Below are 17,292 nucleotides of genomic sequence, written 5' to 3' on the forward strand. Positions count from 1 at the left end.
ATTGGTTGAATACCGAGCCGTGCATGACCCATCCTCCGGCGGTATGACGGGGAAATCTGCGAAAGTGAAAGGGGAGCGGAACATGGATCTGGTGACGGCAGAGGAAATGCGCAAGCTTGACGAGGTTACGATCAACCGGCTCGGCATTCCGGCGATTGCGCTGATGGAGAATGCGGGCCGGGCGATCGCCGAGGAGATCATCGCGCTGTGCCGGAGGCGGCGCGGGATCATGCCGGGCGACGGCGCACGGGCAGGCGGCGCGGTACAGGCGCCAGCGGATTGGCGCGGCGCGCGGGAGGCAGCGGCGTTCCGGAGCGCCGCAAGGGATTCCGGCGGGCGCGCAGCCGCCGGTGCGGACGGCGGCCCTGCTGCGCAGCCGCCGGGGTTCAGGGTCAGCGGCGACCGCGCGCTGACCCTGGAGCAGGCCGGCGATGAGCACTGGCTCATCCTCGCCGGCAAGGGTAACAACGGCGGCGACGGCCTCGCCGCCGCCCGGCACCTGCGTGAGGCGGGCATCGCCGTCACGCTGGTGTATGCGGCCGCGCCGGAGACGCTGGCCGGGGAAGCCGCGCGGCAGCGGGACGCCGCCGCTGCGCTGGGGCTGCCCGCCCTCGTGTACGGGCGGGACCGCGTGGACTTTGCCGCCTGCAGCGGCATCCTCGATGCCCTGCTGGGCACGGGCAGCGCAGGCGCGCCACGCGGCGCCTACGCGGAGCTGATTGCCGCCGCGAACGCCAGCGGCAAGCCGATTGTATCCGCGGACATCCCGAGCGGGCTGAACGCGGATACGGGTGAGCTGCATGAGCCGTGCATCCGTGCAGAGGTGACCGTGTGCCTGGCGCTCTTGAAGCGCGGGTTGACGCAATATCCCGGCGCAGGCGCCGCCGGGCAGGTGGTCGTCCGCTCCATCGGCATCCCCGCCGCTCTGGCGCGGGAGCACGGCGTGCAGGCTGCGCTGCTGACGCCGGAGACGCTGCGGACACGTCTGGGCGTTGACGTGTCGCGCCGCCGCTCGCCGGAAGGCCATAAGGGGACTTATGGCCACGTCCTGCTTGCGGCGGGCAGCCTGAACATGAGCGGCGCCGGGTTGTTATCCGCGCGGGCCGCACTGCGCGCCGGCTGCGGGCTGGTGACCTGGGCGCTGCCCGGCGCGCTGCAGCCGCATGTAATAGGCGCAGCGCCGGAGGTCATGCTTGCGCCGGCCAGCGGCCCCGAGCACGGCGGCTGGAACGCGGGCACGGCGGCGGAGGTGCTGCGCCTCTCGGCGTCGCGTGACGTTACGGCCGCAGGCCCGGGGCTCGGACGCTTCGCGGAGGATACGGCTTGGCTGCGGATGCTGTGGGAAGGGCTGGAGACACCGCTTCTGCTGGATGCCGATGCCCTGAACATCCTGGCCGAAGCCGATTACGGCTCCTGGAAGCCGCGCCGGCATCCGGTGATTCTGACGCCTCATCCCGGCGAAATGGCCCGGCTGGCCGGTGTCTCCACAGCTGAGGTGCAGCGGGACCGGATCGGACTGGCGCTGGAATATGCGCAGCGCAGCGGTGTGGTGCTTGTGCTGAAAGGGGCCCACACCGTCATTGCTTCTCCGGACGGGCAGGCTTATGTAAACACCACCGGCCATCCGGGAATGGGCACCGGCGGCGCGGGCGATGTGTTGACAGGCATCATCGCCGGCCTGCTCGCCCAGGGTCTGGAAGCCGTACAGGCGGCGGCCTTCGGCGTGTATTTGCACGGGCTCGCCGGAGAACGGGCGGCCGGGAAGCGGGACCATCCGGCGGCGCTGATCGCCGGAGATATTATCGAGGCGCTGTAGCCTACAGCAGCATCAGGCACAGCAGCGGGACGAAGAGGGCGAAGACGGGCAGCAGGAGCGGATAGCGCTCACCCGCCAGTTCGGCCAGGCGAAACGCCAGGAGCGCAGCTATGCCGGCGAGACTGCTTTCCAGCCAGGGCGCGCCCTGCTCTGCGGCCAGCCACAGGCCGGCGCCGAATCCGGCGGCCGCATGGACCACGAGTGCAGGCAGCAGGGCGGGTAGGCGTAGCAGATGCAGCAGCGCATCGGCCAGCAGCGCTGCCGGCAGGGCATAGGCATATACGGCATAGGCCACGGATACCGGCCAGCCCTCGGGTATGCCGTCCTGGACGGGAAGCCACAGCACGGCCAGGGTCAGGAGCATGAAGGTCAGACCGGCGGCGGAGAGCTTGGCTAAGGCATAGAGGCCTGCGCTTAGCCGGACGGAGGGATGGTCGTACTCTTTGAATTTCGTCATGGGTCTTAATCCTTTCAGCTGGAATTAACTGGTCACCATGTCCCCTCCATTGACATGTATGGTGGCGCCGGTGACATAAGTGGAGTCGGGACCCGCCAGATACACGTAAGCCCCGGCCAGCTCATAAGGCTGGGCTGCGCGCTTCAGCGGAGTGTCCGTACCGAACACGCTGACCTCGGCGGCAGAGTAGCTGGAGGGGATGAGCGGTGTCCAGACCGGACCGGGAGCGACACTGTTGACCCGGATGCCCTGGTCGGCAAGCGACAAGGCCAGGGAGCGGGTGAAGGTAACGATGGCGCCTTTGGTCGAGGAATAATCGATCAGCTCTTTGTTGCCCTGATATGCGGTGATGGAGGCGGTATTGATGATGGAAGCGCCTCTTGGCAAATGCGGCAGGGCAGCCTGCGTCAGGAAAAAGAACGGGATAATATTCGTATGAAACGTCTGGTACAGCTGTTCTTCCGAAATATCCAGAATGCTCTTCTGCGGGTATTGGACGCCGTGGTTGTTCACAAGAATATCGAGCCGGCCAAAGGTGCGGAGCGTTTCTTCTACAGCCCGGAAGCAATTGGCTTTGTGGCGCAAATCCGTCCTGATCTGCAGGCAGCGGCGTCCCAGCGCTTCGATGCGTGCTGCGGTGACTTCGGCATCGCTCACTTCGTATAAGTAGGCAATAGCGACATCCGCGCCTTCCTTGGCAAAAGCGATCGCCGCCGCCTTCCCGATGCCGCTGTCCCCGCCGGTAATGAGCGCAACCCTGCCCTCCAGCTTGCCGCTGCCGCGGAGCTGCGGATTCTCGCTGATCGGGCGCGGGTTCATCAGGCTCTCCAGTCCCGGCTGGCGGGGCTGATGCTGCGGTGGAAAAGCGATGGGCTGCCGGCTGCAGACGGTCTGTTCCCCGTAGTAGGGGTAAATCGGATTCCTATGCACGTTATTCCTCCTTGCCTCACTGTAGGTTCGGTATATGTCTATGCATTCGCCCAGAAATGGGTGCGGCTGTGCTGGCTGCGGCGGACGTTTAGCTGAACCGGTCTTTTGAGCGGGATTTTAGGTCAAGGTATCATTTATGTCTCAGATCAATCAGCGGGGAGCGAAGGAATTGGAGAATTGGCTGAACATATCCTATTTGGCTGAGGGGAGTCCCCGGCAACGGGAAGCCTTCGCTGTCCTGCGGGAGCTGCAGGTGATGGAGGTGCTGGCAGGCTACCGCCCGCTACTGGCGGGAACCGTGCCGCTGGACCTTCAGTTGCCGGGGAGTGACCTCGACATCCTGTGCGAGGTGTATGATCCCGAGCAGTTTATGGATGAGGCCCGGCAGGCCTTCGGGACATTTTCCGGCTTCAATGCCGTGACACGAACGGTAGACGGCCTTGTGCGCGCCAAGATTAACTTTGAAGCCGGCGGCTGGCCGGTGGAGCTGTTCGGACAGCCGCTGCCGGCCGCGCAGCAGAACGGCTTCCGGCATATGCTGGTGGAGTGGAGGATATTGCACCTACTGGGTGGAGATTTCCGCGAGGCAGTGATTAGACTTAAAGGGGGCGGCCTGAAGACGGAGCCGGCGTTTGCCCGTCAGCTGCAGCTGCCGGGCGATCCCTACGAAGCGGTACTGGCCTTGGGGAAGTTGTCTCAGGCAGAGTTCGAGAAGCTCTGTACACAGGCCTTTCCGCACAGAGCAGCGGACAGACCGGAAAAGTATGACATGTGATGTGATAATGAAGCTTCCGCTTTCGTGCAGTATAATGGATAGGCAGCAAAGTTTTTTGTCGAATTTTGAAAGCGGGAGATTGAATATATGCGCTTTAAGGATGTTTTTTCAATTATCGGTCCGGCCATGGTCGGGCCTTCCAGCTCACATACCGCAGGGGCTGCGCGGATTGGCCGGGCGGCCAGGCAGGTGCTCGGTGAATGTCCGCGCAGCGCTGTGGTGACCTTCTACGGCTCGTTCGCCGCAACCTACCAAGGGCACGGTACAGACCGGGCGATAATTGGCGGTTTGCTTGACTTCGCCACAGACGATCCCCGCCTGCCGGACTCCATGGAGCTGGCCGAAGCGGACGGGATGGCTATAACCTTTGAGCAGGGCACCGGCTTGTTCCCCCATCCGAATACGGTCCGCCTGCGGCTGACCGGCCGGGATACGGGTGCAGAGCTGACGCTGACCGGAACCTCCATCGGCGGAGGCAATATCGAGATTGTCGATGTTGACGGCTTCAGCGTGAAGCTTACCGGGAATTACCCGACTGTGCTGATTCACCATATGGACTATTTGGGAGTGCTTGCCACCGTCACCGATGTAATGCGCCGCGGAGAGTTCAACATCGGGCATATGTCGCTGGACCGCAAGAACCGCAGCGGTGCAGCCCTGACGGTGCTGGAGCTCGATGAACCGGCCACGGAGGAGCTGACCGGCGAGCTGCTGGCGCTGCCGGCGGTGAAATCCGTTAAAGTGGTCGATTTGAACCGCAAGCTGCAAGAACAGGAAGGGAAGGAAGAAACACCATGAATTTTCGGACGTTAAGTGAGCTGGCCGTTTTATGCGAGGAGCGCGGACTTGGCATCGGGGCGCTGATGCTGGAGGAACAGAGCGCGGAGTCGGGCCGCTCCAAAGAGCAGGAATTCGCTACGATGAAAGAATATTACGGGGTTATGAAAGAGGCTGTACACCGCGGCCTGCATGAGGATACCATCTCGCGCAGCGGATTGACCGGGCTCGACGCACAGCGGGTGGCGGCCTATAACGATGTCGGGGAACCGACGCTCGGCGGACCGGCCGGTAAGGCAATGGCGTATGCTCTGGCCGTTTCCGAGGTCAATGCTTCAATGGGCCGGATCATCGCCACACCGACGGCGGGCTCCTGCGGCATCATTCCCGGCGTCTTCCTCAGCTGCCAGGAGCGGTTCGGCTGGGATGATGACACGATGGTATACGGCCTGTTCGCCGCCGGCGCCATCGGGTATGTCATAGCCAACAATTCCTTCGTCTCGGGAGCGGAAGGAGGCTGCCAGGCCGAAGTCGGCTCGGCCATCGGCATGGCTGCCGGAGCGCTGACCGAGCTGCGCGGCGGATCGCCGGCACAGGCGGTCCATGCCGTCGGCCTTGCGCTCAAGAACACGCTTGGCCTGATCTGCGACCCTGTGGGCGGCCTGGTCGAAATTCCGTGCATTGTCCGCAACGGCTTCGGTGCGGTGACGGCGCTGGCTGCCGCCGATATGGCGCTGGCCGGGGTCCGCAGCGTCATTCCGTCGGACGAGGTCATCCAGGTGATGCTGGAGGTCGGCTCGGCCATGCCGGAGAAGCACCGCGAGACGGCGGGCGGCGGGCTGGCCCAGACGCCGACGGGCCGGCAGATTATGCAGAACCTGCGCGGCAAGAAGCAAGCCCCGCCAACGTTAACAGAGCAGCCGTAAGCGGGCTCTACAGTAAACCGAACCGTTCAAGCTGATCCCATATCCCTTCCTGGCGGAGAATGTCCCGCTGCTTCGGCCCGAGCAGGTCGAAGTGGGGGAAGGGCCTGCGGTTATGAATATACTGCGGCGGAAGGCCGTGCTGCTCGCACCAGCGGGCCAGGCGGTCCACATCGGCACAGCCGACTTTGGTTACGGTGGTGATTCCCGGAAAGCGCGGATCCAGCCAATAATGGGTCAGAAAAGCGATTTCCCCGGCAGAGACCGCTTGCTTCCACCGGTCCAGTTCTTCCCTGTTGATGCCAAAGGCCATAGCTGTCTCATCCTTATCTTTGTCTTTGTCCGCAGCGAAGTGCAGTCTATTATCAATCATGAAAGGGGAAAGGAACATGAACGGACAGGCCAGAGCGGATATCCGCCCCGGACTCGAAGTCGATATTGTGCTCAAGCAGGACCAGGCCACAGGCAAGCTGACCCGCGGCACCGTCAAGGATATCCTGACCAATTCTCCGCGCCATCCGCACGGCATCAAGGTCCGGCTGGCGGATGGGCAGGTCGGACGGGTCAAGCATATCGTTGAGAGATCTTAAGCGTAATCGGCAGTCAGGTGTAGATTAGGGGTAAAAGCTACCACTAATTTTTGATACCACTTGAAATTACGGAATTAAGGGTAAAAACTACCACTATTCTCCCTGGCGGTGAACAATTGAGCTAAACTTCGCCAAATTAGAGGTAGGAAATACCACTAATCCGCTAAAAGTAGACTGCAGGCTGAAATTAGTGGAACAAAATACCTCTAATTGGTATTAACCTATTCCAGTGTTCTTCAGCATAGCAGGGGTCCGGCAGAAGCATCCAATGCTTATCAAGGACACACCCGCAATACAACCGCACATGCGCGTTTGAACTGAAGAATTATGCAACATAGTATACAGTCCGGGCGCTCTGCCCCTCCTGAACAAGGGAGGGGTGAGCGCCCTCTTCGGCAAGTGCCTCATCGGCAAGTGCCTCATCGGCAAGTGCCTCATCGGCAAGTGCCTCATCGGCAAGCGCCTCATCGGCAAGTGCCTCATCGGCAAGTGCCTCATCGGCAAGCGCCTCATCGGCAAGTGCCTCATCGGCAAGCGCCTCATCGGCATGCCCGTCTTCAGCATACGCCAGCCGTTTCAGCGGCGCATGAATTCCTCGACCAGCCGGTCGGCCTTGGACTGGTTGCACTCATTGCAGGCACAGACGCAGTTGACCGGCGTGGTGTGCCCGCCTTTGGCACGAGGCAGCAGATGATCGATGGTGTCTCCGTAGGCCCCGCAGAAATGGCAGGTGTAATGGTCCCGGGTCAGGATATATTTGCGGAAATCCTTGTTGCTGTATAAACGGCGGATCGTTCTGCGGTTAACGATGACGGCCGCATGCTCCCTGACGAGCGTCACCGCCAGCTCCAGGTCAATCTCCTGATGCCAGCGGCGGCCCTTGTCGCTGTGGCCGCGCATCAGAATCATTCCTTTGGCGGACGGGACAAGCGCAGAGATATCCGTCGGATCGGGCTTCATTCCCCGCGGCTGGGGCCCCCGACCCTGCTGCATGGCGCGGGTGCGCGGCTTGCCCTTCGGTTCAGCGGCTTTACCTTCCTTGGACCGCTCCGGCAAGGAATGGATCTTGGGGCCGGCTGGCTTGGTGCCGTGCACCTGCGCAGGCTGAGCTGCAACGGCAGGCAGGGCCGGCTGGACGGCTGGGCGGCCGGGGCCCGCTTTCTTGGCCGGTGCAGGAGCCGGGACTGCGGCAGCTGCACGCGTCTTGCGGCAGTCCCGGCAGGCACCGCGCCGGGATTGGCCCTTGGCGCGTTTGCCCGTCCGCCTGCGGAATTCGCTGAGCGGCTTGTAAAGTCCGCAATAGGCGCATTGTTTGGATAATGGCTGATTGTTCTCGTTCATATTCATCCGGTAGCAGAAGCGGCCGTGCGCTTCGGTCCTCTCCCTTATTTGTTCTGGTAACTTTAGTATAACGCAAAGCGCAGCCGTTCACACGGTCCTTGCGAATAACCTGCGGGCGGCGCGGGTTGTGACATCTGTCTGCGCGGCGGCTGGGTAAATACAGTAAGCTGGAATCAACAATGAGAACAGGAAGGGTGAACCGGAGAATGGAGCAAGCGGTAAGAAGGCCTGGAGCTGTAATCTTTCTGTATATTCTGCAAGGATTTCTCGGAGTCGGAGCGATTGCCGGAGGGCTGGCACTGCTGGCTGATCCGAGCGGTGAAATGCTGGGAATGCCGGCTTCAGTGCTGGAACGGTCGCCGTTTCACGACTTTTTAATACCCGGTCTGCTGCTGCTGGTTATCTTCGGTCTGCTGCCGTTATTTGTGCTTTACGGGCTGTTCCGCCGGCCGGAATGGCCATGGTCGCTGAGGCTGACTCCGTTTCAGACGCTGCACGGCGCATGGTCTTTGTCGCTTTACATCGGCTTTGGCCAGATTATCTGGATTCTGGTGCAGACCTTCATGATGAATGCCGTGTCGGTGATCCATGTGTTTTATGCAGGATTGGGTCTGCTGATTCAGGCGGTGACGCTGCTGCCGACGGTGCAAAGATATTTTGTGCTGGACGGACGGGGAGAAAGAAGTTAGAATGGCAGTGAATATTAAAGGGCTTACATTTACGGCCGGGAGGGAACCGGATTGACTACCATATACGATATCGCCAAACGAACCGGTTACTCGCCAACTACAGTATCCAAGGCGTTCAACAACTATTCCGACGTGCGGGAGAAGACGCGCCAGGAGATTCTGGAAGCTGCCCGGGAGATGGGCTATCTGCCCAACGCACATGCCCGTACGCTGACCACCAAGAAATCCTGGACCATCGGTGTGCTGTTCGTGGAAGGAACCGGTGCAGGCATCCGCCATCCCTTCTTCGGGGCGGTGATAGAGGATTTTAAGCAGGTCGCCGTCGAGAAGGGTTATGCGCTGATGTTTATCTCGAAGGATGTAGGCGGCAAGCAAAGCGGGTATCTGGAGAACTGCCGCATTCACGGCGTCGACGGTGTGGTGGTGCTGCTGTCGGATTACGGTGATCCGTATTTTCAGGAGCTGCTGGAGAGCAACATCCCTATGGTAATTCTGGATTATGAAACGGCGCAGGCCCACACGGTCTGTTCGGACAACACGGCAGGTGCTCTGCAGGCCGTGGAATATCTGGTATCGCTGGGTCACCGCCGGATTGCGCATATCTCCGGAGGCAAGGGCACTTTTCCGGGAAAACAACGCGAGCTGGGATATATCGCGGCTATGGAATCACACAGCCTGGAGATTCCTGAAGGCGGCATTGTCGAGGGGGCCTTTTATTCCCTGGAGAGCGGGTATGCCGCCATGCAGCAGCTGCTGGCGCTTCAGGAACGTCCGACGGCTGTCTTTGCATCAGGGGACCTGCTGGCCCAGGGTGCGGTTATGGCTGCCAGGGACAGCGGTCTTGCGGTTCCGGCCGACATTTCAGTCATGGGCTTTGACGATATTGAGCTTTCCAAATTTGTAACCCCCGCTTTGACGACCGTCCGGCAGGACACGGCTTTGCTGGGCCGTCGTGCGGCGGAAGTATTGCTAAGCTCCATCGACGAAGGGCGCGGAGAAATGCAGGCGCTGGTATTCCCGGTGGAGGTGGTGGTGCGCGAATCCTGCGCGCCGCCGGCCGAAGAGTAAGAGGCTGTCTATAAGCTGCTTATCCTTGCGGCCTATTTTTTTCGAAATAATCGAAACCGGTTTCGATTCTCGGTGCGCTCCGGCTTTTCGGTTATCATAAATCCATTTGAAGTACTAGGAGCTGATGAAATGGCAAAAGTGCAGACTGTGCTGACGGCCAAGGACACGGATCACCGTCTGAGCCTGCAGCAGGCGATTGAATTCAAGGTGGCTACAGCCGGAGCCAAGGCGGATGTGACGCTGTATCCGGAGGAGGAATACCAAACCATCATTGGTTTTGGCGGCGCTTTCACTGAAGCCGCAGCCTACACGCTGTCGCGGATCGATCCGCAGAAACGGGCCGAGATTATCCGCAGGTATTTTGACCCGGTAGAGGGGCTCAATTACAGCATGGGCCGGGTGCATATCCACAGCTGCGATTTTGCGCTCGGCAATTACACCTACGTGGAGGAGGACGATACTATACTTAAGACCTTCGACATTGCGCGTGACCGTCAGTGGGTGCTGCCGCTGATTAAGGATGCAATGGCGGCCAAAGGCGGCCAATTAACGCTGCTGGCCTCTCCCTGGAGCCCGCCGGCCTGGATGAAGACGAACGGTTCCATGAATCACGGAGGGTCGCTGAAGGCGGAATACGCCGGAGTCTGGGCCCGTTACTATACGAAATTCATTGAAGCCTACTGCGAAGAAGGCGTGCCGGTCTGGGCGGTGTCGGTGCAGAATGAGCCGGCGGCCGTACAGGTATGGGATTCCTGTGAGTACAGTGCGGAGGAAGAACGTGATTTTGTCAAAAATCATCTGGGACCGGCGCTCCGCGCTGCGGGTATGGGGGATGTAAACATCGTAATCTGGGACCATAACCGCGATATCATGGTTGAGCGCGCGTCGGCGGTGCTGTCCGATCCCGAAGCGGCAAGGTATGTCTGGGGGACCGGCATCCACTGGTACGGCGGCGAGGAGTTCGATAAGGTGGCCAAGGTGCATGAGCTGTTCCCGGATAAGCATCTGCTGTTCACAGAGGGCTGCCAGGAGGGCGGTGTCCGCTTGGGCGAATGGTTCACCGGGGAGCGGTACGGGCGCAATATGATCGGGGATCTGAACGCCTGGACGGAAGGATATCTGGACTGGAATCTCGTGCTGGATGAGACCGGGGGGCCGAATCATGTGGGCAATCTGTGCGATGCGCCGGTCATCGCCGACACGGTAACCGGAGAGATCCATTACAACAGCTCCTATTATTACATCGGACATTTCAGCAAATATATCGCTCCAGGGGCGGTGCGGATCGGTCTTACATCCACTACCGAAGACGTGCTGTCCTGCGCGTTCCGCAATCCGGACGGCACGCTTGCGGTCGTGCTGATGAACGAAGGGGAAGAGGCGCAGAGCCTCACGCTCGGTCTGGGCGGGGAGACAGCCCGTTGTACGCTACCGCCGCATTCCATTACTACACATGTAATCGCTTTATAAGCAGGTCACCACACCTTCAGGAGGTATAGAGAATGAGCAGTTATTATTTCGATTCCGGCAAATTTGTGATGGAGCAGTTTCATGAGGGCAAGACGTTCGCCAGCTTTCTCCCCGGACTTGCCGGGCTGAAAGGCATTCCGATGTGGACGTTCTATGTGAACCGGGGGCAGGGGATTTGCGGCTTCGGCGTGCGTGACAAAAATTCGCCGATCATGGAATTCTCCCCGGCCAGCATCTCCTATAAGAACGCTGCGGTAACCGGCTTCCGCACATTTCTGAAGCTGAACGGCTCGCCGGACATCTATGAGCCGTTCCAGGCGGCGCGCCCGGATGCGGACGCGCGGCGGAGCATGACGATTCTCCAGAACGGGCTGGGTATTGAGGAGCGGCATACCCGGCACGGGCTGAAGACGACTGTAGATTACTTTAATGTTCCGAACGACGATTATGCCGGACTCGTGCGGCGGGTGCGCATCGAGAATACCGGAGAGGCTGAACTGGAGCTGGAGGTGCTCGACGGCCTGCCGGAGCTGCTGCCTTACGGCTCCACGAACAGCGGGTACAAGGAGATGGGCAACCTGCTGCGCAGCTGGATGGAGGTCTATAATCTCGCCGAAGGCATTCCTTTCTACAAGCTGCGCTCCAGCACGAACGACGAGGCGGAGATCGGCGAGATTACGAGCGGCCACTTCTACCTGTCCTTCACCGCCGAAGGGGAGCGGCTGGCGCCGCTTGTTGATTTCGAGCTGGTCTTCGGCGGCAACACTTCGCTGATTTTTCCCGACCGCTTCGCGGAGCACCCGCTGGCTGCTCTGCTGGGAGAACCTCAATATCCGGTTAACAAGGTGCCTTGCGGCTTCAGCGGCGCCGCCCGCCGGCTCGCTCCGGGTGAGTCGCTGGTCCTCAATACCATTATCGGGCATGTCAGCGACATCGCCAAAATCAATGGCAGAGCAGCAGAGCTTGCCCAAGACAGCTATATCCGTGCGAAGGCCGCCGAAGCGGCAGCGCTGACGGAAGAATTGACGGCGGATATTGCCACCCGCACGTCTTCGCCGGTGTTTGACGCGTACTGCCGGCAGTCTTATCTCGACAATTTTCTGCGCGGCGGGTATCCGTTTATCTTTGACAATAAGAGCGATGGAGCTGTTGTGCACCTGTATTCCCGCAAGCACGGCGATATGGAGCGGGACTACAATTTCTTCTCGCTGGCGCCGGAATATTACTCCCAGGGAAACGGCAATTTCCGCGATATGAACCAGAACCGGCGCAGCGACGTCTTCTTCCATCCGCAGGTCGGTACCTTCAACATTAAGATGTTCTACAGTCTGATCCAGGCGGACGGCTACAATCCGCTCAGTGTTCAGGGAACAACCTTCTCGCTGTTGCCCGGCCGGGAGGCTGAACTTGCGGAATGGATCGCCGAAAGCGCGGCGAGCCATCAGAAGGAGCTTGTACAGCTGTGTCACAGCCGGTTTACGCCCGGCAAGCTGGTCAATTATATCGCCGACCATCAGATCGGGCTGAAGACAGGCGAGCAGGAGTTCCTTGCCGGTGTGCTGGCGCTGACGGAGCAGAACATCGAGGCCGCGTTCGGCGAAGGCTACTGGTCCGACCACTGGACTTATAATATGGACCTGGTGGAAGGGTATTTGGAGGTGTTCCCGGACCGCAAGCGCGAGCTGCTCTTCGGTGACGCGGGCTACACTTTCTATGACAGTCCGGCGTTTGTGCTGCCGCGCAGCGAGAAATATGTGCTCAGCGGCGGCAAGGTGCGCCAGTTCGGCGCGCTGCTGGAGGATGAGGAGAAGCTGCACAAGCTGGGCCGCAAAGCCTCCGAGACGCATTGGCTGCGCACACAGGGCGGCTTCGGGGACATTTACCGGACCCATCTGTTCGGCAAAATGCTCTCGCTATCGCTGATCAAATTCGCCACGCTTGATCCGTACGGGATGGGCGTCGAGATGGAGGGCAACAAGCCGGGCTGGAACGACGCCATGAACGGGCTCCCGGGCTTCATCGGCTCGGGGATGAGCGAGACGTTCGAACTGAAGCGGATGCTTCAGTTCCTGGCGGATGCGCTGGACAGCGGGGCCAGTCCTGCGGACAGTGTTGTGCGGCTGCCGCTGGAAATGGCGGAGCTGCTGGAGCAGGTGCTCGCGGCGGCGGAGGCCGCGAGCACGGGCGGGCTGTCCCAGTTCGCATACTGGGACACGGTCGCTTCCGCGCGCGAGGCTTACCGCGCGCGCATCCGCTTTGGCCTGGACGGCGCGGAGCGGGAGGTCCCGCTGCCGGACATTCAGGCGGCGCTGGGCACGTTCCTGCGCCGGGTTGACGCGGGCATCGCGAGAGCGGTGGAATGGGGCGGCGGACTTGTGCCGACCTATTTCCGCTTCGAGGCGGTGCGCTTCCGGCCGGTGACGGATGAAGCCGGCCAGCCGGTCATCAGCAGCTACGGCCTGCCGAAGGCCGTAGTGGAGGAATTTACGCCTGTGGCGCTGCCATACTTCCTGGAGGGGCCGGCCCGCTGGCTGAAGACACTGGATGACCGGGAGCAGGCCAGAGACATCTATAGCAAGGTCAAGGCCACGGAACTGTTCGATCCGGTGACCTCCATGTACCGGACCTCCGTATCGCTGGAAGCCGAATCGCTTGAAATCGGGCGCATCCGCGCCTTTACGCCGGGCTGGCAGGAGCGGGAATCCAATTTCCTGCACATGTCCTACAAATACTTGCTGGAGCTGCTGAAAGCGGGATTGTACGCTGAATTCTTCGGGGAGCTGAAGACCTCGCTGATTCCGTTCCTGGATCCGGAAGTGTACGGGCGCAGCACGCTGGAGAACTCTTCGTTTATCGCTACGGGCGGCAATCCCGATCCGGCGACGCACGGCCGGGGCTTCGTCGCCCGGCTGAGCGGCTCGACGGCCGAGTTCCTCAGCATGTGGAAGCGGATGATGGCCGGCGGCCGCATGTTCGAAGTCGAGGGCGGCGAGCTGACGCTGGCGCTGGAGCCGGCGCTGCCGGGCTGGCTCTTTGATGACCGGGGCGAGCTGTCCTTCACCTTCCTTGGCCGCACGGAAGTGACCTACCGCAACCCGCGGCGCGCCGATACCTACGGCGGCGGCGCGGCGGTAATCCGCAGTCTGACGCTGACCTGGCATGGCGGGGCCGCGCAGACCTTTTGCGGCGCTGTGCTGAGGGGAGAAGCGGCGGAGGCGCTGCGGCGCGGAGAGATTACTGCAATTACGGCGGAGATGGAATAGAACCAGGCGGGGAAAAGCCGCAGACTAGGAGGGCCTGTCAGGGCCCTCCTTTTTTGCAGGGTAAGCTTTATTCGACTGCGGGGTACGGAGATTTAGTTCTACATTAATTTGTAAGTATCTCCTCCCATACCTCGTCTGATATTTGCGATTGAACAAATTCAAATCTTCCGCCAGGCAAACCAATAGTCATTTTGTTCCCTTTGCTTTTATACAGCTTGTACATAGCTCCATTTGGTGTTACAGCCCATTGTTGGGCTCCCACACCGGCCCAGATATTTTTGATGCTTTTACTAGTAAAACAGTAAACACTGATCAAATCATACATCCCCTATCCCTTTTGATTTATCATACGGTTTACTCGATTGTTAAAATTTTATTTGTGATGTCGTATTGTACTGTAATTTTCCGGTTCTCTACTATCTCGGGGTGCTCATCATACAGGCCAGTAAGTCCATTCACCCTGCCTGGAACCGACTTTGGCACGCTCCCCTGATAGCTGTCACCCTTATACCGGATCAGTATTTTGCTGTTTGGATCTAAACTTTTGGAAACCTCGGAAATTTTACTGAATCTTAGAATTCCGAATCTATGGTCATTATCTGTTATGGATGTTGTTCCATATACCGCATTCTTTTTATCGTTAACGGGTTCAGAATGAAAGGCTTCGAAGCGGTTAGAGTCAGTTTCGACTAATGGATCCTGAAAACTTGCTTTTGTTCTCTTGGCTTGTATCAGGATTTGAAGATATTCAAGTCTCTTCTGAAAGGCGGCAAGAAATAGTTGCCCCTCTTCAAGATTTAAATGGCTAACTTCATCAATAATTTTATCCAATTCGCTAACCAATAACTTAAGCTCACTCATACAAACGCCTCCTAATTACTATATTCAACTTATGAGTACATAATATTATTAATTGTACTAAAGTCAATGACTAATCACTATAAAGTATTTGAAAGTTATTTTATGAACTTTAGAGTTAGATGATATAAATGCGAAAATGGCTTCTGGAAGTTAGTCTCCTAAAGTAAGTGACGGGAGCACCAATATAAGTGCGTTTCCGGCGCCACCCGAAAAATGAGCCCCCAAAACGGAAATTTGAAGCCTTTCCCGCTGCAATGCAGGCGATTACAATAAAGAAGCAGAAATGAAAACGCTTTATACAGAGAAACAGAACGATGTGGAGGTCGCATGATGGAGAACAAGACAAGCGGGAACGGAAGTTCCGCGATGAAGCCGCTGATTCCGGAGCTGATCGAAACCGGTACCGGACGCAAAAGCCCGCTCTGGAAGAGACTGTTGGCCCAGCGCCACCTGCAGACTATGGCCCTTCTCGGCGTGGTCTGGATGATTATTTTCAACTACATTCCGATGTACGGGCTGATCATTTCCTTCAAGGAATATAACATCGTCAAATCGATAGCCGAAGCGCCCTGGGTGGGGCTTGAGCATTTCCGCGAATTCTTCGACGATGATGAACTGGCCAACGTCATCCGCAATACGCTGGGCATCAGCCTGCTCAAGCTGTTCATCGGATTCCCGCTGCCGATTGTGTTCGCCTTGTTCCTGAATGAGGTCCGTTCCCTGAGGTTTAAAAAGAGTATCCAGACCATCTCCTATCTGCCGCACTTTCTGTCCTGGGTCGTACTCGGCGGCATCCTGGCCACCTGGCTGGCGGATGTGGGGATTATCAACAATATTCTGCTGGCGCTGAACCTGATTGACAAGCCGATCTCGTATCTCGCCGAGCCGAGCTATTTCTGGACTATTATTATCACCTCGGATATCTGGAAGGAGCTTGGCTGGTCGGCGATCATCTATCTGGCGGCCATCGCGGGCGTATCTCCCGAAATGTACGAGGCGGCAACGATCGACGGGGCCGGGCGCTTTCAGAAGATGTGGTATGTCACGCTTCCGGCGATCAAATCGACGATCAGCATCCTGTTCATCCTGGCGGTCAGCGGCGTGCTGAACAGCAACTTCGACCAGATACTTGTACTGCGCAACTCGCTCAACGACAGTGCCAGCAACGTCATCGACTACTACATTTATTACACGGGCATTGTCTCCAGCCGCTTCTCCTATTCGACGGCGGTCAACCTGATCAAGGCGGTCATTGCGCTGATTCTGCTTGTGATCGCGAATCAAGTCTCCAAAAAAATCAACGACACGTCGCTGTTCTAGGCTAAGGAGGATCTCATATGTTCACGCTCAAGCGCAAAACGACCGGCGAAGCCGTCTTCGACATCGTCAATAATCTGATCATGCTGTGCATCTGCTTCATCACGCTGTATCCCATCTGGTATGTGCTGGTCAATGCCTTCAATGACGGCAACGACGCAATGATGGGCGGCATTTACTGGTGGCCGCGGGAGTTCTCGCTGGAGAATTTTGAGGCAGTCTTCCAAAGCCCCGGCATCATGCTCGCTATGGGAATTACGGTGGCCAAGACCGTTATCGGTGTCGCAGTTCACGTCTTGTTCACAGCGACGGTAGCCTATGCGTTGTCCCGCAGAAACCTGATCGGCGGAAAGCTCTATATCCTGCTCGGCACGATCACCATGTTCTTCAACGGCGGGCTGATCCCGACCTTCCTGCTGAACCGAGACCTGCATTTACTTGATAATTTTCTCGTCTATATCATTCCGGTCATGTTCAGCTTCTTCGATCTGATTATCTTCATGACCTTCTTCCGCGAAATCCCCGAGGGGCTGGAGGAAGCCGCCTGGATTGACGGTGCGAATGACTGGTCGATTCTCTTCCGGATCGTACTGCCGGTGTCCATGCCGGTGGTCGCGACCATCGCGCTGTTCCACGGGGTGTATCAGTGGAATGATTATTTTGCCGGAATTATCTACATTAACAACCCGGATCTGCAGCCGATTCAGACCTACCTGTTCCGGGTGGTGGCGCAGTCCAGCTCCAACCAGATGATGGTGGCCGTGCAGGGCAGCAGCGTGACGAAGAGCGTCACCTCGCAGTCGATCAAGCTGGCAACGATGGTGGTCACCACCCTCCCGATCGTATTTGTCTACCCATTCCTGCAGCGCTACTTCGTTAAAGGGATGATGATCGGGTCCATTAAAGGCTAGCCGGACAGCGGCCGGAATGCCAGTATCGGATTCAACTAAACTACAGGTAACTCCTCCGGCGCCCGTCTTTCCAGGCGCGGGAGTTATAGTATAAAACTCATATT

At 58.7% G+C, this 17,292-nt stretch carries 18 protein-coding genes; 11 read left to right on the forward strand and 7 right to left on the reverse strand.

Annotation, left to right across the window (positions count from 1 at the left end; translation table 11 throughout):
* Positions 1-82 precede the first annotated feature (82 nt).
* Positions 83-1,816, forward strand: coding sequence for an NAD(P)H-hydrate dehydratase (locus tag F1381_RS15065; protein ID WP_151735670.1), 1,734 nt, complete (start codon positions 83-85; stop codon positions 1,814-1,816).
* 1 nt (position 1,817) lies between these two features.
* On the opposite strand, the gene F1381_RS15070 is transcribed toward F1381_RS15065, so the two are convergent.
* Both F1381_RS15070 and F1381_RS15075 read right to left on the reverse strand, forming a co-directional pair.
* The gene (locus F1381_RS15070; RefSeq protein WP_151735671.1) at positions 1,818-2,273 is read right to left on the reverse strand and encodes a hypothetical protein; all 456 of its coding nucleotides are present in this window, start codon (positions 2,271-2,273) and stop codon (positions 1,818-1,820) included.
* A gap of 24 nt (positions 2,274-2,297) precedes the next feature.
* Positions 2,298-3,203, reverse strand: coding sequence for an SDR family oxidoreductase (locus F1381_RS15075; protein WP_151735672.1), 906 nt, complete (start codon positions 3,201-3,203; stop codon positions 2,298-2,300).
* Between the two features lie 169 nt (positions 3,204-3,372).
* Between F1381_RS15075 and F1381_RS15080 the strand changes: the two genes are divergently transcribed.
* The 3 genes from F1381_RS15080 (at position 3,373) to sdaAA (ending at position 5,681) form a co-directional block, all read left to right on the forward strand.
* Positions 3,373-3,978, forward strand: a complete 606-nt coding sequence (locus tag F1381_RS15080; RefSeq protein ID WP_246188044.1) for a DUF4269 domain-containing protein — start codon at positions 3,373-3,375, stop codon at positions 3,976-3,978.
* A gap of 87 nt (positions 3,979-4,065) precedes the next feature.
* Complete coding sequence (gene sdaAB / locus F1381_RS15085; protein ID WP_151735674.1) at positions 4,066-4,776, forward strand: L-serine ammonia-lyase, iron-sulfur-dependent subunit beta; 711 nt, start codon at positions 4,066-4,068, stop codon at positions 4,774-4,776.
* A complete protein-coding gene (sdaAA, locus tag F1381_RS15090; protein WP_151735675.1) occupies positions 4,773-5,681 on the forward strand; it encodes an L-serine ammonia-lyase, iron-sulfur-dependent, subunit alpha in 909 nt (302 codons plus the stop codon). Before sdaAB ends, sdaAA begins: the two co-directional genes overlap by 4 nt.
* A 7-nt stretch (positions 5,682-5,688) precedes the next feature.
* Here the strand turns inward: sdaAA and F1381_RS15095 are convergent, their stop codons facing one another.
* Positions 5,689-5,991, reverse strand: a complete 303-nt coding sequence (locus F1381_RS15095; RefSeq protein WP_151735676.1) for a hypothetical protein — start codon at positions 5,989-5,991, stop codon at positions 5,689-5,691.
* A 76-nt stretch (positions 5,992-6,067) separates the two neighbouring features.
* Between F1381_RS15095 and F1381_RS15100 the strand changes: the two genes are divergently transcribed.
* On the forward strand, positions 6,068-6,268 hold the full coding sequence (locus tag F1381_RS15100; protein WP_151735677.1) for a YwbE family protein: 201 nt from the start codon (positions 6,068-6,070) through the stop codon (positions 6,266-6,268).
* Between the two features lie 325 nt (positions 6,269-6,593).
* Here the strand turns inward: F1381_RS15100 and F1381_RS28325 are convergent, their stop codons facing one another.
* Positions 6,594-6,896: a hypothetical protein gene (locus tag F1381_RS28325; RefSeq protein ID WP_187355368.1), complete on the reverse strand. Its 303-nt coding sequence runs from the start codon at positions 6,894-6,896 to the stop codon at positions 6,594-6,596.
* Positions 6,845-7,609: an HNH endonuclease gene (locus F1381_RS15110; RefSeq protein ID WP_187355369.1), complete on the reverse strand. Its 765-nt coding sequence runs from the start codon at positions 7,607-7,609 to the stop codon at positions 6,845-6,847. Before F1381_RS15110 ends, F1381_RS28325 begins: the two co-directional genes overlap by 52 nt.
* 179 nt (positions 7,610-7,788) lie before the next feature.
* Here F1381_RS15110 and F1381_RS15115 point away from each other — a divergent pair, with 179 nt between their 5' ends.
* The 4 genes from F1381_RS15115 (at position 7,789) to F1381_RS15130 (ending at position 14,099) form a co-directional block, all read left to right on the forward strand.
* Positions 7,789-8,298: a hypothetical protein gene (locus tag F1381_RS15115; RefSeq protein ID WP_246188045.1), complete on the forward strand. Its 510-nt coding sequence runs from the start codon at positions 7,789-7,791 to the stop codon at positions 8,296-8,298.
* Positions 8,299-8,349: 51 nt separating this feature from the next.
* A complete protein-coding gene (locus F1381_RS15120) occupies positions 8,350-9,366 on the forward strand; it encodes a LacI family DNA-binding transcriptional regulator (RefSeq protein WP_151735679.1) in 1,017 nt (338 codons plus the stop codon).
* A 129-nt stretch (positions 9,367-9,495) separates the two neighbouring features.
* The gene (locus F1381_RS15125) at positions 9,496-10,836 is read left to right on the forward strand and encodes a glycoside hydrolase family 30 protein (protein ID WP_151735680.1); all 1,341 of its coding nucleotides are present in this window, start codon (positions 9,496-9,498) and stop codon (positions 10,834-10,836) included.
* A 32-nt stretch (positions 10,837-10,868) separates the two neighbouring features.
* The gene (locus F1381_RS15130; protein ID WP_151735681.1) at positions 10,869-14,099 is read left to right on the forward strand and encodes a cellobiose phosphorylase; all 3,231 of its coding nucleotides are present in this window, start codon (positions 10,869-10,871) and stop codon (positions 14,097-14,099) included.
* A 103-nt stretch (positions 14,100-14,202) separates the two neighbouring features.
* Here F1381_RS15130 and F1381_RS28330 read toward each other — a convergent pair whose 3' ends face one another.
* Entirely contained in the window at positions 14,203-14,424 is a 222-nt protein-coding gene (locus F1381_RS28330; RefSeq protein WP_187355370.1) for a hypothetical protein, read from the reverse strand.
* 29 nt (positions 14,425-14,453) lie between these two features.
* Positions 14,454-14,960, reverse strand: coding sequence for a hypothetical protein (locus F1381_RS15135; protein ID WP_151735682.1), 507 nt, complete (start codon positions 14,958-14,960; stop codon positions 14,454-14,456).
* Between the two features lie 366 nt (positions 14,961-15,326).
* Here F1381_RS15135 and F1381_RS15140 point away from each other — a divergent pair, with 366 nt between their 5' ends.
* Positions 15,327-16,280 (forward strand): ABC transporter permease, encoded by a 954-nt coding sequence (locus F1381_RS15140; protein ID WP_246188054.1) that lies wholly within the window; start codon positions 15,327-15,329, stop codon positions 16,278-16,280.
* Between the two features lie 17 nt (positions 16,281-16,297).
* Positions 16,298-17,188, forward strand: coding sequence for a carbohydrate ABC transporter permease (locus F1381_RS15145; RefSeq protein ID WP_151735683.1), 891 nt, complete (start codon positions 16,298-16,300; stop codon positions 17,186-17,188).
* The last annotated feature ends 104 nt before the right edge of the window (positions 17,189-17,292 follow it).

Source organism: Paenibacillus tengchongensis (assembly GCF_008973665.1).
GTDB classification, from domain to species: Bacteria; Bacillota; Bacilli; order Paenibacillales; family Paenibacillaceae; genus Paenibacillus_AQ; species Paenibacillus_AQ tengchongensis.